The sequence below is a fragment of the Leisingera sp. ANG-M7 genome, from assembly GCF_000813965.1.
GTDB lineage: Bacteria > Pseudomonadota > Alphaproteobacteria > Rhodobacterales > Rhodobacteraceae > Leisingera.
The window spans coordinates 1-20,624 of record NZ_JWLI01000006.1 but is presented as its reverse complement, the minus strand read 5'-3'; the positions used below and the strand labels follow the sequence as shown (position 1 = coordinate 20,624).

Below are 20,624 nucleotides of genomic sequence, written 5' to 3'. Positions count from 1 at the left end.
TTTTTTATTTGAAGTCAGCGCGTTGGAGGCTGATGCTTACATGAAGATGCCGGGCTGATCAGCACCGGCAGCAGGGCCTGCGGGCCAGAACGAGTCTTCAGCCATCATCGCCAGAACCAGGCCGCGGGCTTCATTTGGATCCAGAACACGGTAGGCGCCCTGTTCCGCAAAAACCCGGCCGCACATCAGATTTGCCGGCGCCGCTGCATATCCCAGCATCCCGGCTTCCAGATAGATCACCTGATCCTCCGCAAACCGCGGCATCACCAGTTCCAGCTGGGCACCAGGGTGCATCCGGCGGATTCCGCGGTAACCTTCCAGCGTGCAGGCAGGAACGATGGCAAAGGGATCGCCTTGGGCATCTTCCACCAGTTCGCTTTCCAGAAGCACCCCCTGATCCGGCATCAGCCACATCGGCACCCGGTTCATCAGCGCATCGCGCGGCACGAACAGCGGGCAGCGGGCGGGGTCCAGGTCACCCTCTGCCGGGATCATGATCTCCCGCTGCAGTTCCACCACGGTTTGCATGCCGTGGTCAAAGGTCAGAACCTTGTCGCCGGGCGTCAGAGCCTCCACCGGCCGCCAGCCCAGGTTGGAGGCCACATGGGTGCCTGCCAGAAAACCGCCCTGGCCCGCCGGAACCAGGGGAAAGCCGCTGTTCATGACCCCGCCTGCCGGGGTGCTGGTGCGTTTCAGAAGCCAGTCCAGCATCCGCTTTCCTTTCCTGCCGCACGGTAGGAATCCCGCCGGCCGGTCCGATTTTTTTCCTTGTTCCTTGCCACTTATGGGACGGAACTAAGGCAAAAAACGGACATTGTTCACGTTACTGCGCCAATTCGCCGAACCTTTGCCGGATTAGGCCCCGGCCAGGCGCACTCAGCGCGCTTCACGCTCTCTGGATAGGTGAGAATCGTTAAAAGAGTATTCAAATTGCGCGATATCCTGTGCGCAGGCGCTGGCCACAGCATCCGCCGCGGCGTCGTCGTAGTAAATCCGCCAGTCGCGCTTGCGGGTGCTCTCGTTCACCAAAGGCAGCTCAAGCGGGAACCCGAGGTGATCAAACAGCGGCTGCGCGTCTGTTTCGAAATGCTCCAGCCGGATATAGAGCTGGCACTGCACGTCCCCGTCCGCATGGCGCATGTAAGAGGACGCCGGGCTGCCGCGGAACGCCGCGATGATTTCCGGGTGCTGCACAAAAGACCGGAATTCCAGGGTTTTCGCCAGCCCGATGGCCGGATGCGCAAAGCGCTGCTCCCGGAGCCAGTGGTAATAGCTGACCGCGCGGTCCCAGGGATTGCGCACCAGCGTGAAGGCAAACAGACCGCGCAGAATATCCTGCGGCACCAGCCCCTCAATATCGGCCAGGCTCGAATGTTTCCACAGCCGCCCGCGTGCCTCCGCATCCTTCAGGCGGCGGCGGCGTTTCAGCGCCTTGGGCGTATCCCCCAGCATCATGTCATCCGCCATGGCGCGCGCCTCCAGCGCGAGCGCCAGTGCGGTGCCGCCGGTCTTGGGGATGTGGATGAATACGTAGCCGCGGCCTTGGGACAGGATCATGTGCTGACCCTAGGATATTGATCTTCGCATGGAAACGAAGGAATTGCGCCTTCCGTTGAGCGCCCCGAAAGCCCGTTCACCTTTGCGCAAATACTCCGGGGTGAATTGGCCCCGCAGGGCCAAAAGGGGCAGCGCCCCTTCCCTTCACTTCGAGCGCAGCGCGATGGTGGTGCCGGCCGTGATGATCAGGCCAATGCCCAGCATCTGCCAGATGTTCAGCGCCTGCCCCCAATAGGCCCAGGCGACGCCCGGCCCGACGATCATCACCGAGTATTCAAAGACAGCGACATAAGATGCCTCACCCAGCTGGTAGGCCTTGGTGATCAGGAATACACCGCCCACCGCCGCACAGCCCTGCAGCAGGATCAGGTGGGCAATGTCCCACAGCGGCCAGACCCAGCCGCGGACCGCAAAACCGTCGGCACCCGCGGGCACGTCCTGCGGCCAGATCTCCAGCCCCGCAAGCAGCAGGGCGCCAAGCACGCCTTGCACCAGCAGGTAGATGAACAGCATCGCCACCGTGCTTTCACCCTGGCAGTAAAGCCCGGTCGCCAGTGAGCCGAGCGCATAGAACAACCCGCCCGCCACCGGCACCAGGATAAGCCAGTTGAAGGCCGCGGGATCCGGCTGCAGCACCATCAGCACACCGGCAAAGCCGCCCAGAACCGCGCCGACCCGGATCCAGCCGATCCGCATCCTGAGGAACAGTACCGAAATCACCACAATCAGGATCGGCGAGGTGAACAGCCCGGCCAGCGCCTGGGCAATCGGCATCAGCGCCACGGCGGTGAAATAAAACACCATCGACACCGCCACCAGCACCGCGCGCAGCAGTACCGCGCCGAAGTTGCGGCAGCGCAGCCCGCCCAGCCCGGCGCGCGCCATCAGCCACAGGAACGGCAGTGCGACAAATGTGCGCAACAGGTAGAACTGGCCCAGCCCGATGGTCTCTGCCATCAGCGGCACGGCGTTGTCGGTGATGCCGATGATCAGCATTGCCGCCAGCATCGACTGCGCGGCTGCGGTCTGACTGGTACCCGGGGCGGAGAGTGCGGCTGTTTGTTTCATACCCTTCCCATTGGCAGCAACTTTCCGCAATATCTGTCCTCTAAGCGACACCAAAGTGATTCAGGGGAGGAAACTGATGGGGTGGATGGCGGATGAAACCGGTCTGGAAAAGACCGCCGCAAATTATGTGCCGCTGTCGCCGCTCAGCCATCTGCAGCGGGCGGCGCAGGTTTTTCCGGACCGTCTGGCGGTCAGCTATGGCAAGCACCGCAAGAGTTACGCCGAATACCACGAGCGCTGCACCCGCCTGGCCTCAGGCCTCGTCAAGCAGGGGGTGAAGCCCGGCGATGTGGTGGCCACCCTGCTGCCGAACATCCCCGCCCAGGCAGAGGCGCATTTCGGCGTGCCCGCCTGCGGCGCGGTGCTGAACACCATCAATACCCGGCTGGATGTGGGCACGGTCGCCTATATCTTTGCCCATGGCGAGGCCAAGGCGGTGCTGGTCGATCCCCAGTTCATTGAGCTGGCCGAGGCCGCGGTCGAGGAAATGGACGGCCCGGCACCCGTACTGATCGAAGTGGCTGATGATCAGGCCAGCTGGCACGCCACCGGCCGTCACATGGAATACGAGGCGCTGCTGGCCAGCGGCGACCCGGACTTCCAGTGGATCATGCCCGAGGACGAATGGGAAAGCCTGGCGCTGAATTATACCTCCGGCACCACCGGGCGGCCCAAGGGCGTGGTCTATCACCATCGCGGCGCCTATCTGATGACCATGGGCACGGTGGTGTCCTGGCGGATGGTGCTGCACCCGGTCTATCTGACCATCGTGCCGCTGTTCCATTGCAACGGCTGGAACCACACCTGGATGATGCCCCTGGTCGGCGGCACCCTGGTCTGCTGCCGCGATATCACTGCGCAAGCTATCTACAACGCCATCCATTATGAGGGCGTCACCCATTTCGGCGGCGCGCCGATCGTGCTGAACATGATCGTCAACGCGCTGGACGAGGAGCGCCGCACATTCGATCACACGGTGGAGGTCTTCACCGCCGGCGCCCCGCCCGCCCCTGCGACGCTGTCGAAGATCGAAAACCTCGGCTTTAACATCACCCATGTCTACGGGCTGACCGAAACCTTCGGCCATGTAACCGAATGCTACTGGAAGGCAGAGGACTGGGACGCGCTAGACAAGGCGGGCATCGCCGCCAAGAAATCCCGCCAAGGTGTTGCCATGCCGATGCTGGAGCCGGTGGTTGTGCGCGACAGCGAGCACAACGTGCTGCCAATGGACGGCCAGAGCCAGGGCGAGATCGGCCTGCGCGGCAATGTGGTGATGAAAGGGTATCTGAAGAACCCAGAGGCCACTGCAGAGGCCTTCAAAAACGGTTATTTCAACTCCGGCGACCTCGCGGTACAGCACCCGGACGGCTATATCCAGATCGCCGACCGGGCCAAGGACATCATCATCTCCGGTGGCGAGAATATCTCCTCAGTCGAGGTAGAGGGCGTGCTGATGGCGCACCCGGATGTGCTGCTGGCCGCCGTTGCAGCGATGCCGGATGAGAAATGGGGTGAGGTGCCTTGCGCCTTTGTCGAGCTGAAGGCCGGCGCCAAGGAAGACGCTGCGGCACTGATTGCCTTTACCCGTGAGACACTCGCAGGCTTCAAGGCGCCCAAGAAAGTGGTGTTCCAGGAACTGCCCAAGACCTCCACCGGCAAGATCCAGAAGTTCGAACTGAGGAAAATCGCCAAAAACCTGTGACATTTCACGGCGAAACAGCATCCGGGGGCGGCAAAGCAAATTGCCGCCCCTGTTTTATGCGCTTATTCTGGCAACAATGATACGGATGGGGACCGGGCAAGCTGCATGACGGCATTGAAGGAATTTGAGCGGCTGGAGGCTGCGGGCCTGTGGCGCGCGGATCCTGAGGCGCAGCGGCGGGATGTGATCATCTCGCTGGGCGATGCGACACTGACCATTGCCAGCATGAACGATCAGCCGCTGGCACATTGGTCGCTGGCAGCAGTGGAGCGCGCCAACCCGGGAGAGTTCCCCGCCCTGTTCCACCCGGACGGCGACCCCGGCGAAACGCTGGAGTTGACTGAGGACGAAACCGCCATGCTGGAAGCCATCGCCCGAGTGCAGAATGCGATCGGGCGGTCGCGCGCGCGGCCCGGGCGGTTGCGGGCTGTCAGTATCCTGGGCACCCTGGCGCTGGTTCTGGCGCTGCTGGTTCTGTGGCTGCCCGGCGCCGTCACGCGCCACGCGGTCAGCGTGGTACCAGACATCAAGCGCAAGGCCATCGGACAGGCGCTCTTGGGACGGATTGAGCGGGTCTCCGGCCCTGCCTGCGCCACGCCGGAAGCCGTACCGATCCTGAAAGCCCTGGCGCAACGCACCGGCGTACGGCAGCTGGCGATCCTGCGCTCCGGCATTCCCGGCAGCCTGCATCTGCCCGGCGGCATCGTGCTTTTGAACCGCTCCTTCGTAGAAGATTTCGAGGACCCGGCCGTTGCTGCAGGTGCGGTTCTCGCCGAACGCGCCCGGGCAGTGGCCAGCGACCCGATGCAGGAGCTGCTGGAAGCCGGAGGTTTCCGCGCCACTTTCAAGCTGCTGACAACCGGCGAGCTGGACCGTGCGGCGCTGGATGCCTATTCCGAGGCCACCCTGTCCAGCCCCCGCCCGCAGCTGCCCGACGAGGTGCTGTTGGCAGAATTTGCCCGCGCGGCCCTGCCCTCCTCTCCCTATGCCTATGCGCTGGACATCACTGGAGAAACGGTGCTGGGGCTGATCGAGGCAGACCCGATGGCCGGCCGCGAAGTGGAACCTGTGCTGAACGACCGCGACTGGGTGCAGCTGCAGAACATCTGCGGCTGACTCTTCACCGCTTCCCCCGCCAATCGCGAAAATGCGCCGGATCTGCTAAGATCGTTAAATCTGCGCAAACGCATGATGGGGGGACGTGAGACATGCCAGAAAGCTCAGCCAGTTTCACCGGAGACATTCCGAGTTACTACGACAGCGGCCTCGGGCCAGTGATCTTCTTCAATTATGCTGATGACTTGGCTGCACGCTGCGGCGTCTTTGCAGCCAAGGACGTTCTGGAACTGGCCGCAGGAACCGGCATTGTCTCGCAGCGGCTGCGGCGCAGGCTGCCACCGGAGACCAGACTGACTATCACGGATTTGAACGCGCCAATGCTGGCGCTGGCGGAGGCGAAACTCTCTAACACCACTAATGCCGCCTTTCAGCCCGCCGACGCGATGGCCCTGCCCTTTGGCGATGACAGTTTTGACCTGATTGCCTGCCAGTTCGGGGTCATGTTCTTTCCGGACAAGCCCACCGCCTTCCGGGAGGCCGCGCGAGTGCTGAAACCCGGCGGGCACTATCTCTTCAGCGTCTGGGCGCCGATGGCGCGGAACCCGTTTGCCGGAATTGCCGACGCCGTCGCTGCACAGTTTTTCCCGGATGATCCACCAGGCTTTTACAAGGTGCCTTTCCATTACGGCAACCCGGAATATGTTGCAGCGGATTTGAACAAGGAAGACTGGTCAGAGGTCTCTCACGAGACTGTCACGCTGAAAAAGACAATTGAAGATCCTGAGAAATTTGCCGAGGCACTGGTCTATGGCAATCCGATGATCGACGAGATCCGTGCCCGCGGCGGTGTTGACCCTGATGAGGTTGCCAGCGCCATTCTGGACGCCTTACGGGACCGTTTTGGGCCGCCGCCTCTGCGGATGCCGCTGGAGGCCGTCATTTACACCTGCCGCCGGCGCTAGGGCCAGGATTCTTATAAGGCCGCAAAAAAGGCCGGGCAGCGGCCCGGCCTGTCCAAATGGCAATTCTCTGTCTTATTTGCTGAGCTTGGCGCCGCTGAAACCAGCACGCTGCACCTTGGCCAATGCTGCAGCCGCTTGGCCGCCATTCTGGTAAGGCCCTGCCAGAACCACCTTGTAAGGCTGACCCTTGCGGCTGACGGTGCCAAGACGCACTGCCAGTCCGGTTGCGGCCAATTTGCGAGCCGCCGCCTTGGCCTGGGACGGATCTGCGTAGGTTGCGGCCCGGACATAGCGGCGGCTGACAACCGCCTGTTCCGGCGCCGCAGCGCCGGGAGCCGAGCGTGTCGACAGGCGCAAGCCCTTGGGTCTGGCCTCAGCCGGGCTGACACGCGCATCACGCGGCAGCGTGACCGTGGGACGGTCCAGCGGCAGTTGAACCAGTTTGCGCGGCACGCCGCTTGTCCAGATCTGCGCCATCTGCGCGTCGCCGTCTGGCGTGCGCACACCCCGCATCGGGTTCATCCGGCCATCCTCCCGTTCCACCACCTCATACCCTGCCGGGGCCTGGAGGTTGCTGACGATCACCGCCGGTCGCACCGTGCGCTCTGCGCGCTTCGGATTGAGGCGCCCGTCGGTCCAGACCGGGCGGTAGCCCTTGGGCACCTGGAAGCTGTTGCTGAGACGGCGCTCCTGGTAGATATGCGTTTGAACCACACGGGTGTTGGGCGTGATCCGGACAGAGGACTGCGGCCCTACGTAAGTAACGGGCGGGGCTTCCTGAGGGCCGCACCGCACGCCGTTGGAATTGGAATACTGCCGGCTGATACCGGACAGGCCTGCACAGCCCGTGTTGTCCGACGGCTGTTGCGCTGCGGCTGCGGGTTTTGCTGCGGCCGGGGCAACCTTCCTGACTGGCTGCTTGGGGGCCGCAGGCACTGCCGCAACCGTTGCAGGCTGGACGCTGGCCGGTTCCGGTTTCCGGACCGGCTTGGCAGTTGTCACAACGCTTGGCTGCGCAGCGGACGGTGCGGGCTGCTGGCTGGGTTCCAGTGTGATCTGTTCCGGTTTTGACGCGGTCTGCCGCTGCCGGGTGGTTCCGGCGACCCGGGTCGGTGCGTAGCCGCAAAGATGCTTGCGGGCGCGGTTGACCCGCGGCACCCAATTCACGTCTCCGTCAATGCCCGCCCGGATGTAAATGCAGCCGCGGCTGTCCACATACTGCTTCCCCTTGTAGGAGAGCGGGGGGTATTCGGCTGGCGGGCTGGCGTCGCGCAGGGTTTGTGCCTGTATCCCCGCTGCGCTGCTTGTCCCCGCGATGATGGCCAGTGCAATAATTCTAGTTATTTTCATTCCTGAGCCCCACAAAATGTGGCTACAGGATGCCCGAATCTTGCCTGTGAGTAAAGATTCCGCAGCAACAATGGGCCTTTATGCGGACAATTTTTGCATGAATTGAAACCAATTCCCGTCCCGCCGCCGGATACGGCTGCCAGGACAGGTACCCCCGTCCTGGCTGCAACAGATCACTTGGTGCCGAACATCCGGTCGCCGGCATCGCCAAGACCAGGCAGAATATAGCCCTTCTTGTTCAGCTCGCGGTCCAGGGAGGCGGTCACGATCGGCACATCCGGATGGGCCTGATTCATGCGCTCGACGCCTTCGGGCGAGGCCAGCAGGCACAGGAAGCGGATGTTGTTGGCGCCGGCCTCCTTCAGCAGGTCAATGGCAGCGGCGGAGCTGTTGCCGGTCGCGAGCATCGGGTCAACGGCGATGACCAGCCGGTCCTTCAGCCCCTCGGGCGCCTTGAAGTAATACTGCACCGGCTCCAGGGTTTCCTCGTCGCGGTACAGGCCAACAAAACCGACACGGGCAGAGGGGATCAGCTCCAGCACGCCGTCCAGCATACCGTTGCCCGCGCGCAGGATAGACACCAGCGCCAGCTTCTTGCCAGCGAGGATCGGCGCCTCCATCTCCTCCATCGGGGTTTCGATGCTGGTGGTGGTCAGCGGCATCTCGCGGGTGATCTCATAGGCCAGAAGCTGGGTGATCTCGCGCAGCAGGCGGCGGAAGCCGGCCGTTGACGTGCCCTTGTCCCGCATCAGGGTCAGCTTGTGCTGCACAAGCGGGTGATCAACAACGGTCAGGTGGTCGGTCATGGGGCACTCCTAATGTTTGGCTTTCCGCGCTTTTACGGGCTTGGCCGCGGCAGGCAAGCGTGTTTTGACCATAGGGTCAAAGAAAGCTCTTGCCGGGACCTTGGGCCGGGACATCCAGATGGGCGGCGATGGACGCCGCCACATCGGCGAATTTGACCTGCCCGACGGGGCCTGCGTCAAGCCCCGCAATCAGCACCGGCACCTGTTCGCGGGTGTGGTCGGTGCCGGGCCAGCTGGGATCATTTCCGTGATCGGCGGTCAGTACCAGCATGTCGCCCTTGCGCAAGCGCGGAAGCAGGCGGCCCAGTTCGGCGTCAAACCACTCCAGCGCCCGGGCGTAGCCGGAAATGTCGCGGGTGTGGCCGTACATGCTGTCGAACTCGACGAAATTGGCAAAGGTCAGGCTGCCGTTTTCTGCCGTATCCACCGCGTCGAACAGGTGCTGCATCAGCTGGGCATCCGCCCCCTTTTTCAGGGTATCGATGCCGGACATGGTGAAGATATCGCCGATTTTGCCGATGGCGTGGACCTTGCCGCCTGCGTCCTGCACCCAGTTGGTCAGCACCGGCGCCGGCGGGGTGATCGCGAAATCGCGGCGGTTGGTGGTGCGGGTGAAGCCCTCTTCTTCGGAGCCGAGGAAGGGACGCGCAATGACCCGCCCTACTTTCATCGCGTGCAGCCGCGGAGCGATGGCCTCGCAGAGCTTCAGCAGGCGGTCGAGGCCAAAGGTCTCCTCATGCGCGGCGATCTGGAAGACACTGTCGGCTGAGGTGTAGCAGATCGGCTTGCCGGTCCGCATGTGCTCGGCGCCCAAGTCATCCAGGATCACCGTGCCGGAGGCATGGCAGTTACCCAGGATGCCGTCCGTGCCCGCCTGCTCCGCGACAAAGGCGGAGAGGTCTTCGGGGAACGACGGCGCCTGATCGGGGAAGTAGTGCCAGTTCCAGGGCACCGGCAGGCCGGCAAGTTCCCAATGGCCGGACGGTGTGTCCTTGCCGCGGCTGAGTTCGCGGGCACAGCCCCAGCGGCCCTGCGGTTTCGTGTCCAATCCCGGGAAGGGTACAGAGGACGCCAGCCGCATTGCCGCACCGAGACCAAGCCGTTCCATGTTCGGCACGTTCAGCGGGCCGCTGCGTCCTTCCTCAGCTTTGCCCGCTGCGCAGGCCTGCGCGATATGGGCCAGCGTGTTGGCGCCCAGATCCGGCAGATCGCCGTTGAAGAAGGTCCCGGCATCCGGCGCACCGCCGATGCCGACGGAATCCATCACCACAAGAAAGGCGCGGGGCATCAGGAGATCCTTTCGTGAACCAGCGGCGGCAGGCTGCCCGGCGCATCGCCGATGGCGATGGCAGCAAGGACCGCAGCCTCTGCCATGTCTGCCGCATCATCGCTGGCGGCGTGGATGCGGGCAAGCGTGTCCCCTGCCCCGACGGGCTGTCCCAGGCGGACAATGTCCGAAATGCCGACCCCGGGATGGATCTCGTCGCTCTCCACCATCCGGCCGCCGCCAAGGGCGACAACCGCGAGGCCAAGCGCCTCTCCGTTCATGGCGGTGATGTGCCCGGCAGCGGGTGACTTCACATCGCGCACCACTTCCGCGCCCGGCAGATAATCCTGCCAATTCGCGGCAAAGTCCGCGGGGCCGCCCATGGCGGCAATCATCCTGGCAAACCGCTCTGCCGCGCGGCCATCGCTGAGCGTCGCACTGATCCTGGCCGCGCCCTCCTCCGCATCCGCTGCGAGGCCTGCGAGCATCAGCAGCTCGCCGCCCAGAATGGCCGAGATCTCCGCCAGCGGGCCGGCGGCAGCGCCGGACAGAACCCGCATCACCTCTGCCACCTCCAGCGCGTTGCCAAGCGCGGGTGCCAGCGGCTGGTTCATGTCGGTGATCAGCGCCGAGGTCTTGCAGCCGGCCGCATTGGCGGTGTCGCACAGCGATTGCGCCAGCGCACGGGCGTCACCGGCGGTTTTCATGAACGCGCCGGAGCCGATCTTGACGTCCAGTACCAGCGCATCCGGGCTTGCTGCCAGCTTCTTGGACAGGATCGAAGCGGTGATCAGGTCGAGGCTTTCCACCGTCGCAGTCACATCGCGAATTGCGTAAAGGCGTTTATCCGCAGGCGCGATCTGAGCGGTGGCGCCGACAATGGCGCAGCCCATGTCCTGCATCATGCGGCGCAAGTGGTCCTCACTGACACTGGTGGAGACGCCGGGGATGGCCTCCAGCTTGTCGAGCGTGCCGCCGGTATGGCCCAGCCCGCGCCCCGAAATCATCGGAACATAGGCGCCGCAGGCCGCCAGCGCAGGTGCCAGCAGCAGCGAAACACAATCGCCCACACCGCCGGTCGAGTGCTTGTCGAGCACCGGGCCGTCCAGATCCCACGCCAGCACATCCCCGGTGTCGCGCATCGCCAGCGTCAGGGCGCGGCGGCCCTCGACACTCAGCCCCTGAAGGCAGACCGCCATGGCAAAGGCCCCCGCCTGCGCATCCGAGACGGAGCCGCTGGCCAGGCCATGGGCAAACCAGCGCAGCGCGTCCTCACCCGGGGTCTCACCGCGGCGCAGGCAGGCGTTGATGGCGCGGGCGTCCATCAGCTGCGCTCCATATGGTCCGCATCAAAGGCGCCGGGCAGCAACGCGCCAATCGTCGTCTCCTGCTCGGCGCCGTCGGTGGTCGCCATGATGACCTTCACATCGCCGCTGGCAAACTCCTTGATCTTCTGGCGGCAGCCGCCGCAGGGCGTGATCGGGGTCGGGCAATCGGCAATCACATAGACCTCCGCCAGCTCCGTCTCCCCCGCGGCCACCATCGCGGCGATGGCGCCGGCCTCTGCGCAGGTGCCTTCGGGATAGGCGACGTTTTCGACGTTGCAGCCCACATAGATCTGGCCGGAGGCAGAGCGGACAGCGGCGCCGACCTTGAAGTTGGAATAGGGCGCGTGGGCGTTTTCACGGACAGCGGCGGCGGCGGCTTTGAGGCTCATGGCGATTCCCCGATTTTTGATCATTTGGTCAAGATGCCGCAGGATAGCTGAATTGCTCCGGGAAGCGGAAGCCCCCGGATGCAGTTCTTTGCGCCGCCCCAGGTTCAGGCCAGCGTGGTGTTGAACACCCCTGGCAGCGTCACTTCCAGCAGTTCCACATCGTCTGAAGGCGCGCTGAGGCGGGTCTTCATGCCCGGCGGGATCACAAAGGCGTCGCCCTGCTCCAGCTGGTACGGCTCGCGGCCCTCACCCTCCAGCGTCACCGCGCCATTCATCACGAAAGTGAAGTGGATGTCGGTGTCATGCGCCGCCCATTGCGGATCGCCCTCGCCCCGGCGCACCACCTGCACGCCTGCGACGCCCTTGGTGTTTTCGGCAATAGTGGTGTCGCGGCAGAGATAGCCCGGCAGGCGGAACGGAACCCACGCGGCGCCTTCCGCCTTGTTGTAGACAAAGCGCTGGCCCTGCCATTCCCGTTCGGGGCGGTAGTGCGGCGTCGGCAGGGTCATCACGTGGTCGATCTCCGTCACATGCTCTGCCGGGACGCCAATCTCGATCACCTGCACGTTGTCGCTGGCCTCCAGCACCCGGTGGCGGATTTCCGGCGGCTGGATGAAGCAGTCGCCCGCCGTGAGCCGCATCTTCTCGCCCTGATCCTCATAGACCACATCAACCCAGCCGTGGATGCAGAAGATCAGCTGGAAGCCCACCCGGTGGAAATGCACCATGTCGGGCACCGGACCGCCATCGGGAATGCGGATATGGCTGGCAATGATCGAGCCGCCCAGCCGGTCCGGCACCAGGTCGCGGTAATGCATGCCTGCGCGGCCAATGATCCAGGGCGCCTGATCTTTCAGGCGGCGGACCACGAAGCTGTGCACCGTTTCCGGCATCACCATCGGCGGGTGGCGCTCCTCGATTTCGATCTTCGTTCCGTTGGGCGCGGTCAGGCGGCGCTGTCCTTCGGCAAATCCATCAGGATCTTCAGTCAGAATGCGGATAGTGCCCGGGGATTCCTCTGCGCCTTTCTCAACCCGCAGCCGCAGCCCGTGGCCGGAAAATACCGCGGTGCGCGGATCATCCGCCGGATAGATCATGTCCATCTTCATACCCAAAACCTTGGTATAAAACGGAATATCATTGCGCAGCTCATCCGTCGGCAGGCGGATCTCGGCGATTGTTTCGCTCATTTTTTACTCCCTGGTCTGTTGGCAGGACAGTGACCCTGCGGCAAGGTTTATGCAAGAACCCGCCGCCCGCGCTGCAGCCGCGTCCGTTTGCGTCAGTTTGGGCTATGTTTCCGGCAGGAAAAATGGTTTAACGCTAAACAATACCCTTTCCGAGGAGCGCCAGATGTCCGATTCACAGAGCACGCGGCAAGCCGCACTCAACTATCACGAGTTTCCCCGCCCCGGTAAGCTGGAGATCCGCGCGACCAAGCCGATGGCCAACGGCCGCGATCTGTCCCGCGCCTACTCACCCGGCGTGGCGGAGGCCTGCGTAGAGATCAAAGCGGATGAGGCCAATGCCGCCCGCTATACCTCCCGCGGCAATCTGGTGGCGGTTGTGTCGAATGGTTCGGCGGTGCTGGGGCTCGGCAACATCGGCGCGCTGGCCTCCAAGCCGGTGATGGAGGGCAAGGCGGTCCTGTTCAAGAACTTCGCCGGCATCGACTGTTTCGACATCGAAGTGAACGAAAGCGATCCGGAGAAGCTGGCGGATATCGTCTGCTCGCTGGAGCCGACGTTCGGCGCCATCAACCTCGAAGATATCAAGGCGCCGGACTGCTTTGTGGTCGAAAAACTGTGCCGCGAGCGAATGAATATCCCGGTCTTCCACGACGACCAGCACGGCACCGCAATCGTGGTCGGTGCTGCCGCCAAGAACGCGCTGCATGTGGCGGGCAAATCGTTTGAAGACATCAAGATCGTCTCCACCGGCGGCGGCGCGGCGGGGATTGCCTGCCTCAACATGCTGGTGAAGCTGGGCGTCAAGCGCGAGAACATCTGGCTCTGCGACATTCACGGGCTGGTCTATGAGGGCCGCGAAGAAGACATGAACCCGCAGAAAGCGGCCTTTGCCCAGGCCTCTGACCTGCGGACGCTGGACGAGGTAATGGACGGCGCCGACCTGTTCCTGGGCCTCTCTGGCCCGAACGTGCTGAAGCCGGAAATGGTTGCCAAGATGACCAAGCGCCCGATCATCTTTGCGCTGGCCAACCCGACGCCGGAGATCATGCCCGACCAGGCGCGCAAGGTGGCACCGGATGCGATCATCGCCACCGGGCGCAGCGATTTTCCCAATCAGGTCAACAACGTGCTGTGCTTCCCCTTCATCTTCCGGGGCGCGCTGGACGTGGGCGCAACAGAGATCAACGATGAGATGCAGATCGCCTGCGTCGACGGCATTGCCGAGCTTGCCCGCGCCACCACCTCGGCTGAAGCAGCGGCAGCTTACAAGGGCGAGCAGCTGACCTTTGGCGCCGATTACCTGATCCCGAAACCGTTCGATCCGCGGCTGGTGGCCGTTGTGTCCTCGGCCGTGGCCAAGGCGGCGATGGAAAGCGGCGTGGCAACCCGCCCGATCGAAGATATGAAGGCCTATAAGCAGAAGCTGAACCAGACGGTGTTCAAATCCGCCTTGCTGATGCGTCCGGTGTTCGAGGCCGCCCGCGCTGCCGCCCGCCGCATTGTGTTCAGCGAAGGCGAGGATGAGCGGGTGCTGCGCGCAGCTCAGGCCATTCTGGAGGAAACCACTGAAACCCCGATCCTGATCGGCCGCCCGGAAGTGATCGAACGGCGCTGCGAACGGCTGGGACTGGACGTGCGCCCGGGCCGGGATTTCCAGCTGGTGAACCCGGAAAACGACCCGCGCTATTACGACTACTGGAACAGCTACCACAAGGTGATGCAGCGCCGCGGCGTCACGCCGGATCTGGCCAAGGCGATCATGCGCACCAACACCACCGCAATCGGCGCCATCATGGTGCACCGCGGCGAGGCGGACAGCCTGATCTGTGGCACCTTCGGCGAATACCGCTGGCATCTGAACTACGTGCAGCAGGTGCTGGGCGGCGGCACCTACTCGCCGCACGGCGCGCTGTCGATGATGATCCTGGAAGACGGCCCGCTGTTCATTGCCGACACCCATGTGCATGTGGAGCCGACACCGGAGCAGATCGCCGAAACCGTGATCGGTGCTGCCCGCCACGTGCGCCGTTTCGGTCTGGAGCCGAAGATTGCCATGTGTTCGCAGTCCCAGTTCGGCAATATCTCCTGCGACACCGGCAGCCGGTTGCGCGCCGCCATCGAAATCCTCGACGATAAGCGCCGCGATTTCGTCTATGAGGGCGAGATGAACATCGACACCGCGCTGGACCCGGAACTGCGGGAGCGGATCTTCCCCAATTCGCGGCTGGACGGCGCGGCCAATGTGCTGATCTTCGCCCATGCCGACGCGGCCTCCGGCGTGCGCAACATCCTCAAGATGCGGGCCGGCGGGCTGGAGGTGGGGCCGATCCTGATGGGCATGGGCAACCGCGCCCATATCGTCTCCCCATCGATCACTGCCCGGGGCCTCCTGAACATGGCCGCCATTGCCGGCACCCCGGTCGCGCACTACGGTTAACCGCGCGGCCCCATTTGCCGGCCGCCCAATCAGGGAGGCCGGATATGAGAGGGCATTGCCACTGCGGCGCAGTGCATTGGGAGAGCCGGGCCGAGGCGGCCTGGAGCTGCTACTGCCACTGCGCCGACTGCCGCCGCAACTGCGCGGCACCTGTCACCGCATTTTTCGGACTGCCGCATGAGGCGGTCGAATGGTCCGGCACGGAACCCAAAGCCTACAATTCATCGGAAGGCGTGGAGCGCCTGTTCTGCGGCGCCTGCGGCACCCAGATGGCCTATCGCACCGCGCGCGATCCGGTGAACATCCACCTCTATACCGCGACGTTGGAAAGCCCCAGCCAGATGCCGCCCAGATTTCACGTGTTCCACTCCGACCATGTGAGCTGGCTGGAGCTGAAAGACAGCCTGCCCCGCTACGCCAAATCCTCAACCGGGTGATTCCCGGCGGCAAGCCCGGGTGCGCCGCGCCGAAATTTGCAGGTTTGCAAAACTTTCGGGCTTTTCCGGAATATTCTGCAGCAAACACCACTTTGCAAAGCGGATAGAGTGCAAACCCGGCCGGTCTTGTAAATCCGGTAAATCATCCGCGCAAATCCGGCCAAAACCTGTAAATTCCTTGACGAACCTTGCGTGAAGACGCGGCAAAACTTGCCCGGCCGCCGCTTTGTCGCCTACGCAATTGGCAGGAGGAGATGAACACCATGGGATATCAGGATATTTACGCCGCCTGGAAACAGGATCCGGAAGGTTTCTGGATGGAGGCCGCCCAGTCGATCAGCTGGGATGAAGCCCCCAGGCAGGCCCTGTCTGACAAAGGCGAGGGTCTTTATGAGTGGTTTGCCGATGCCAAGGTGAACACCTGCTACAACGCTGTCGACCGCCATGTGGAACAGGGCCGCGGCGAGCAGACCGCGATCATCTATGACAGCCCGGTCACCCATACCAAGCGCGAAATCTCCTATGTTGAATTGCGCAACCGTGTCGCCAACCTGGCCGGAGCGCTGCGCGCCAAGGGCGTGGAAAAAGGCGACCGCGTCATCATCTACATGCCGATGATCCCCGAGGCACTGGAGGCGATGCTGGCCTGCGCCCGTATCGGCGCGGTGCATTCGGTGGTATTCGGCGGCTTTGCCTCCAACGAGCTGGCGGTGCGGATCGACGACGCCAAGCCCAAGGCGATCATCGCCGCCTCCTGCGGCATCGAGCCGGGCCGGATCGTGCATTACAAGCCGCTTCTGGACGGCGCCATCGACTTGGCCAGCCACAAGCCGGACTTCTGCGTGATCTTCCAGCGCGAGCAGGAAGTGGCAGATCTGGTGCCCGGCCGCGACGTGAACTGGCACGGTTTTCAGTACGGCGTGGAGCCTGCCGAATGTGTGCCGGTCGAGGGCAACCACCCTTCCTATATCCTTTATACCTCCGGCACCACGGGCCAGCCCAAGGGGGTGATCCGCCACACCGCGGGCCAGCTGGTGGCGCTGAACTGGACCATGAAGAACATCTACAACGTCGATCCCGGCGATGTATTCTGGGCTGCGTCCGATGTGGGCTGGGTCGTCGGCCACAGCTACATCTGCTACGGGCCGCTCATTCACGGCAACACCACCATCGTGTTCGAGGGCAAGCCCGTGGGCACCCCGGATGCAGGCACCTTCTGGCGGGTGATCTCGGAGCATAAGGTCAAGAGCTTCTTCACCGCCCCCACTGCCTTTCGCGCAGTGAAGCGGGAGGACCCCAAGGGCGAATACGTCAAGAAATACGATCTCAGCTGCCTGCAGCAGGTCTACTTGGCCGGCGAACGCGCGGACCCCGACACCATCACTTGGGCACAGGAACAGTTGAAGGTGCCGGTGGTCGACCACTGGTGGCAGACAGAAACCGGCTGGTCGATTGCGGCAAACCCCTTGGGGATCGAGGAGCTGCCAACGAAACTCGGCTCCCCCGCCGTGCCGATGCCGGGCTATGAGGTGGATATCCTCGATGAAGGCGGCAACCCGGTGGCGCCGGGCGAGCTGGGCGCGATTGCGGTGAAACTGCCGCTGCCGCCGGGCACCCTGCCGACCCTGTGGAACGCCGGCGACCGCTTCAAGAAGAGCTACCTCAACACTTTCCCCGGCTACTATGAAACCGGCGATGCCGGAATGAAGGATGAAGACGGCTACCTCTACATCATGGCGCGCACCGATGATGTGATCAACGTCGCGGGCCACCGGCTTTCCACCGGCGGCATGGAAGAAGTGCTGGCAGGCCATCCGGATGTTGCCGAATGCGCGGTCATTGGCGTCGCCGACAGCCTCAAGGGGCAGATGCCGGTGGGCTTCCTCTGCCTCAACGCAGGCGCAGACCGCGACAACGCGGAAGTGGTGGCCGAGGTGGTGAAGCTGGTTCGCGAGAAGATCGGCCCTGTTGCCGCCTTCAAACTGGCGGTTGTGGTCGACCGGCTGCCCAAGACCCGCTCCGGCAAGATCCTGCGCGGCACCATGGTCAACATCGCCGATGGCACCCCGTGGAAGATGCCTGCGACCATCGACGATCCAGCCATCCTGGACGAGATCACAGCGGCGCTACAAACCATCGGCTACGCCAAGTAACCTCCCTCGTTTCCAAGTTCTGGAAACGGCCAAAGATCCTGCAAGGATTTTTGAAGGCTCCGCCCGCAGGCGGAGCCTGTTTGCCGTCCGGTTTTGCTTGCAACGCCGCCCTGCCCGCCTAGGCTGCGGCTTGGGAGGCCCGAGCATGACAAACGCGGACATCTGGCAACTGAGCGCCACAGAACTGACGAAGCTCACCCGCACCGGGGATCTGAGCGCGGAAGCGGCCGTGCAGGCCTCCATCGACCGTATGAAGGCGGTGAACCCGTCCTTGAATGCGGTGGTGGTGGATCTGAGCGGCGAGGCGCTGGAGCGCGCCCGTGCCCTGGACAAGGCGCGCGAGAGCGGCGCGGCATCCGGCCCGCTGCACGGGGTGCCGGTCACCATCAAGATCAATATCGACCAGAAGGGCCATGCCACCTCCAACGGCGTCACCGCGCTGAAAGACCTGATCGCCCCGGCAGATGCGCCCGTGGTGGAAAACCTGCACAGGGCCGGCGCGGTGGTGATCGGGCGCACCAACACGCCGGAATTCTCCTTCCGCGCCGATACCGACAACCCGCTGCACGGGCGCACCTACAACCCGTGGGGACGGCATATCTCGCCGGGCGGCTCCTCCGGCGGCGCCGGGTCCGCAGTGATGGGCGGGATCGGCGCGCTGGCCCATGGCAATGACATCGGCGGCAGTTTGCGCTTTCCCGCCGCCGCCAATGGCGCGGTGACGGTCAAGCCAGGCCTGGGCCGGGTGCCCGCCTGGAACCCCAGCCAGACGGCTGAACGCGGGCTGCTGGCGCAGCTGATGTCGGTGCAGGGGCTGATCACCCGCAGCGCCGAAGACCTGCACCTGTCGATGCCATCGCTGATTGCCGCCGACCCCCGCGACCCCTTCCATGTGCCTATGCCCTGGCGCGGCGAGGCATTGGAGGGCCTCATCAAGGTCGCCTTCACGAAAAACACCCATGGCTATGACCTGCACCCCGAGGTCGAGGCGGCACTGGATTTCGCCCGCGATGCTTTGACCGATGCGGGCTATCATGTCGAAGAGGTGGAGCCGCCCAACGTGTTCGATGCCGGGCGCACCGGCTACCGCGCGCTGATGGGCGAGATCTACGCGCTGATGAAGGGCGATGTGGACGCCGCCGGGTCGCAAACCGTTCGGGACATATTCACGGTCTATTTCCAGGAATTCCCGCCCTTTTCCGGAGACGAACTGCTGCAGATGATGGCCAAGCGGACCCATTACGCGCGCCAGTGGTCGCTGTTCATGGAGGACTACCCGCTGGTGCTGTCGCCCTTCCTGCCGCAGCCGTTTTTTGCACCGGACCGCGACACCGAAGGCGCGGAAGGCGTGCATGAGGTGCTGGGCTGTGCGGTCTATTCCTATGCGATGAATTTCCTCGGCCTGCCTGCGGCCTCGGTCCCTGCCCGGCTGGCGCAGCTGCCCAAGGGAGCGCAGCCGGTCAATATTCAGATCGCCGCCCGCCGATGGCGTGAAGACTTGGCGGTAGATGCTTGCGCCGCAATTGAAGCCCGGGCCGGCCATATGTGCCTGCCGCTTTGGGCGAAGATGGCAGCCGACGGCGAATAGAGGCCTGACCCGCGCCAGAGTGCTGGCCTTGCGCGCTACTGCATGGCTGCCCTCATATCCTGGTGACGCAGAAGAATATGAAGTCCCCGGAAGCAGCCACAGCTGCCCCCGGGGTCCTTCCTGACCCAAGAAACTCGCTACCAGGGCGGCATTGCCCGCCTGCCGGACTACGCGCGGGCGTGCCGGGCCAGACCGGCGCAAATCACAAAACTGGAACACATCAAAACCGCCGGTCCGGCACATCGGCATTGCAGCCTCAGGCGACGCCAACAACATCGGCCTGTGGATAAATCCTCGCACAGAATGGTTACCGGGAGGTTCACAGACTCGTGAACCCCGCGTTAAACAATCAGGTAAACTGTTCGGAAATCAGTCTTTCTTCCAGCCCATGGCCTGGATCGAACAGTATTTTATGGCGGATTTGCGTGTCGGTGCGGATCTCCACCCAGTCGATATCGGCCACCGAAATCGAGTCGGCATCGGCCATCACCGGTCGCTTGTCAGCCTCCAGCACATCAAAGCGCACCATCGCATTGCTGGGCAAAAGCGCGCCGCGCCAGCGCCGCGGACGGAAAGCGGCAATGGCGGTCAGCGCCAGAACATCGGAGCCGATCGGCAGGATCGGGCCATGGGCGGAGTAGTTGTAGGCGGTGGAGCCCGCCGGGGTGGAAACCAGTGCACCGTCGCAGACCAGCTCCTCCATCCGAACCCTTCCGTCCACCGAAATCCGGAGCCGCGCCGCCTGGGGGCCTGCGCGCAGCAGCGAAACCTCATTGATCGCCAGAGCCTTGTGCACCTCGCCGCGGCGGTCCATTGCGGTCATTGACAGCGGGTTGATGATCTCCTGTACCGCTTCCTCGAGCCGCTCGATCAGCCCGTCCTCGCGGTATTCGTTCATCAGGAAGCCAACAGTGCCGCGGTTCATGCCGTAAACCGGCGCCGGATGGTCGACCATGGTATGAAGGGTGCGCAGCATGAAACCGTCGCCGCCTAGCGCCACAATCACCTGCGCCTCATCCGGCGGCACATGGCCGTAGCGGCGGCTCAGTTCAGCCAGCGCATCCTGGGCCACATCAACGTCACTGGCCAGAAAGGCGATTCTCAAACTCATGAAATCTGTTTCCGGTATTAGGCATCTGGTTCCGAAACAATCACAGCTTTCCGCCGATAGCCATAGTTGCCGTTCTGTCGCAGGGAAATGTCGCTTTACAGGCTTCCGGCGCAAGGATGTTTCCTATAGGAAATCCCTCAATTCTGAACCCTACTCCAACGGAGCCACCATGACTGAAGCGACCCGTGACACCGGCTTTTTCACCCAAGCGCTGTCT

General features: G+C 63.6%; 18 protein-coding genes. 8 read left to right on the top strand and 10 right to left on the bottom strand.

The features are described 5' to 3' along the window. Positions 1-36: 36 nt before the first annotated feature. From RA26_RS07550 to RA26_RS07540, 3 genes are all read right to left on the bottom strand, one after another. Complete coding sequence (locus RA26_RS07550; RefSeq protein ID WP_039182210.1) at positions 37-711, bottom strand: Hint domain-containing protein; 675 nt, start codon at positions 709-711, stop codon at positions 37-39. A 165-nt stretch (positions 712-876) separates the two neighbouring features. After that, positions 877-1,557: a sulfotransferase family 2 domain-containing protein gene (locus RA26_RS07545; RefSeq protein ID WP_039182207.1), complete on the bottom strand. Its 681-nt coding sequence runs from the start codon at positions 1,555-1,557 to the stop codon at positions 877-879. A gap of 144 nt (positions 1,558-1,701) precedes the next feature. Next, positions 1,702-2,625, bottom strand: coding sequence for a DMT family transporter (locus RA26_RS07540; protein WP_039182205.1), 924 nt, complete (start codon positions 2,623-2,625; stop codon positions 1,702-1,704). A 76-nt stretch (positions 2,626-2,701) separates the two neighbouring features. On the opposite strand from RA26_RS07540, the gene RA26_RS07535 reads away from it, so the two are divergent. The 3 genes from RA26_RS07535 to RA26_RS07525 all read left to right on the top strand — a co-directional run bounded on the left by RA26_RS07535 (position 2,702) and on the right by RA26_RS07525 (position 6,351). Beyond that, positions 2,702-4,330, top strand: coding sequence for an AMP-binding protein (locus RA26_RS07535; RefSeq protein ID WP_039182201.1), 1,629 nt, complete (start codon positions 2,702-2,704; stop codon positions 4,328-4,330). A gap of 105 nt (positions 4,331-4,435) precedes the next feature. Next, the gene (locus RA26_RS07530) at positions 4,436-5,446 is read left to right on the top strand and encodes a hypothetical protein (protein ID WP_039182199.1); all 1,011 of its coding nucleotides are present in this window, start codon (positions 4,436-4,438) and stop codon (positions 5,444-5,446) included. Positions 5,447-5,538: 92 nt separating this feature from the next. Continuing rightward, positions 5,539-6,351, top strand: coding sequence for a class I SAM-dependent methyltransferase (locus tag RA26_RS07525; protein WP_039182195.1), 813 nt, complete (start codon positions 5,539-5,541; stop codon positions 6,349-6,351). A gap of 72 nt (positions 6,352-6,423) precedes the next feature. Here the strand turns inward: RA26_RS07525 and RA26_RS07520 are convergent, their stop codons facing one another. The 6 genes from RA26_RS07520 to RA26_RS07495 form a co-directional block, all read right to left on the bottom strand. Further along, a complete protein-coding gene (locus RA26_RS07520; RefSeq protein WP_039182191.1) occupies positions 6,424-7,701 on the bottom strand; it encodes an SPOR domain-containing protein in 1,278 nt (425 codons plus the stop codon). Positions 7,702-7,874: 173 nt separating this feature from the next. Then, positions 7,875-8,507, bottom strand: a complete 633-nt coding sequence (gene upp / locus RA26_RS07515; RefSeq protein ID WP_039182187.1) for a uracil phosphoribosyltransferase — start codon at positions 8,505-8,507, stop codon at positions 7,875-7,877. 76 nt (positions 8,508-8,583) lie between these two features. Continuing rightward, on the bottom strand, positions 8,584-9,795 hold the full coding sequence (locus RA26_RS07510; protein ID WP_039182185.1) for a phosphopentomutase: 1,212 nt from the start codon (positions 9,793-9,795) through the stop codon (positions 8,584-8,586). Further along, positions 9,795-11,099 carry a thymidine phosphorylase gene (locus RA26_RS07505; protein WP_039182182.1) on the bottom strand — a complete coding sequence of 435 codons (1,305 nt, stop codon included), beginning with the start codon at positions 11,097-11,099 and terminating at the stop codon, positions 9,795-9,797. The genes RA26_RS07510 and RA26_RS07505 overlap by 1 nt, the downstream gene beginning before the upstream one ends. After that, entirely contained in the window at positions 11,099-11,575 is a 477-nt protein-coding gene (locus tag RA26_RS07500) for a cytidine deaminase (protein WP_275041637.1), read from the bottom strand. Before RA26_RS07500 ends, RA26_RS07505 begins: the two co-directional genes overlap by 1 nt. A 20-nt stretch (positions 11,576-11,595) precedes the next feature. Then, entirely contained in the window at positions 11,596-12,681 is a 1,086-nt protein-coding gene (locus RA26_RS07495) for a cupin domain-containing protein (protein ID WP_039182176.1), read from the bottom strand. A gap of 163 nt (positions 12,682-12,844) precedes the next feature. On the opposite strand from RA26_RS07495, the gene RA26_RS07490 reads away from it, so the two are divergent. The 4 genes from RA26_RS07490 to RA26_RS07475 all read left to right on the top strand — a co-directional run bounded on the left by RA26_RS07490 (position 12,845) and on the right by RA26_RS07475 (position 19,296). Continuing rightward, the gene (locus tag RA26_RS07490; RefSeq protein ID WP_039182173.1) at positions 12,845-15,118 is read left to right on the top strand and encodes an NADP-dependent malic enzyme; all 2,274 of its coding nucleotides are present in this window, start codon (positions 12,845-12,847) and stop codon (positions 15,116-15,118) included. Between the two features lie 44 nt (positions 15,119-15,162). Next, positions 15,163-15,555 carry a GFA family protein gene (locus tag RA26_RS07485; RefSeq protein ID WP_039182171.1) on the top strand — a complete coding sequence of 131 codons (393 nt, stop codon included), beginning with the start codon at positions 15,163-15,165 and terminating at the stop codon, positions 15,553-15,555. Positions 15,556-15,818: 263 nt separating this feature from the next. After that, complete coding sequence (gene prpE, locus RA26_RS07480) at positions 15,819-17,708, top strand: propionate-CoA ligase PrpE (protein WP_039183328.1); 1,890 nt, start codon at positions 15,819-15,821, stop codon at positions 17,706-17,708. 145 nt (positions 17,709-17,853) lie between these two features. Further along, entirely contained in the window at positions 17,854-19,296 is a 1,443-nt protein-coding gene (locus RA26_RS07475; RefSeq protein WP_039182166.1) for an amidase family protein, read from the top strand. A gap of 349 nt (positions 19,297-19,645) precedes the next feature. Here RA26_RS07475 and RA26_RS07470 read toward each other — a convergent pair whose 3' ends face one another. Continuing rightward, positions 19,646-20,407, bottom strand: coding sequence for an NAD kinase (locus RA26_RS07470; RefSeq protein WP_039182163.1), 762 nt, complete (start codon positions 20,405-20,407; stop codon positions 19,646-19,648). Between RA26_RS07470 and RA26_RS23075 the strand changes: the two genes are divergently transcribed. Next, on the top strand, positions 20,406-20,624 hold a 219-nt coding region (locus tag RA26_RS23075; RefSeq protein WP_206540427.1), incomplete at its 3' end, for a hypothetical protein. The two genes, RA26_RS07470 and RA26_RS23075, sit on opposite strands and share 2 nt — an antisense overlap.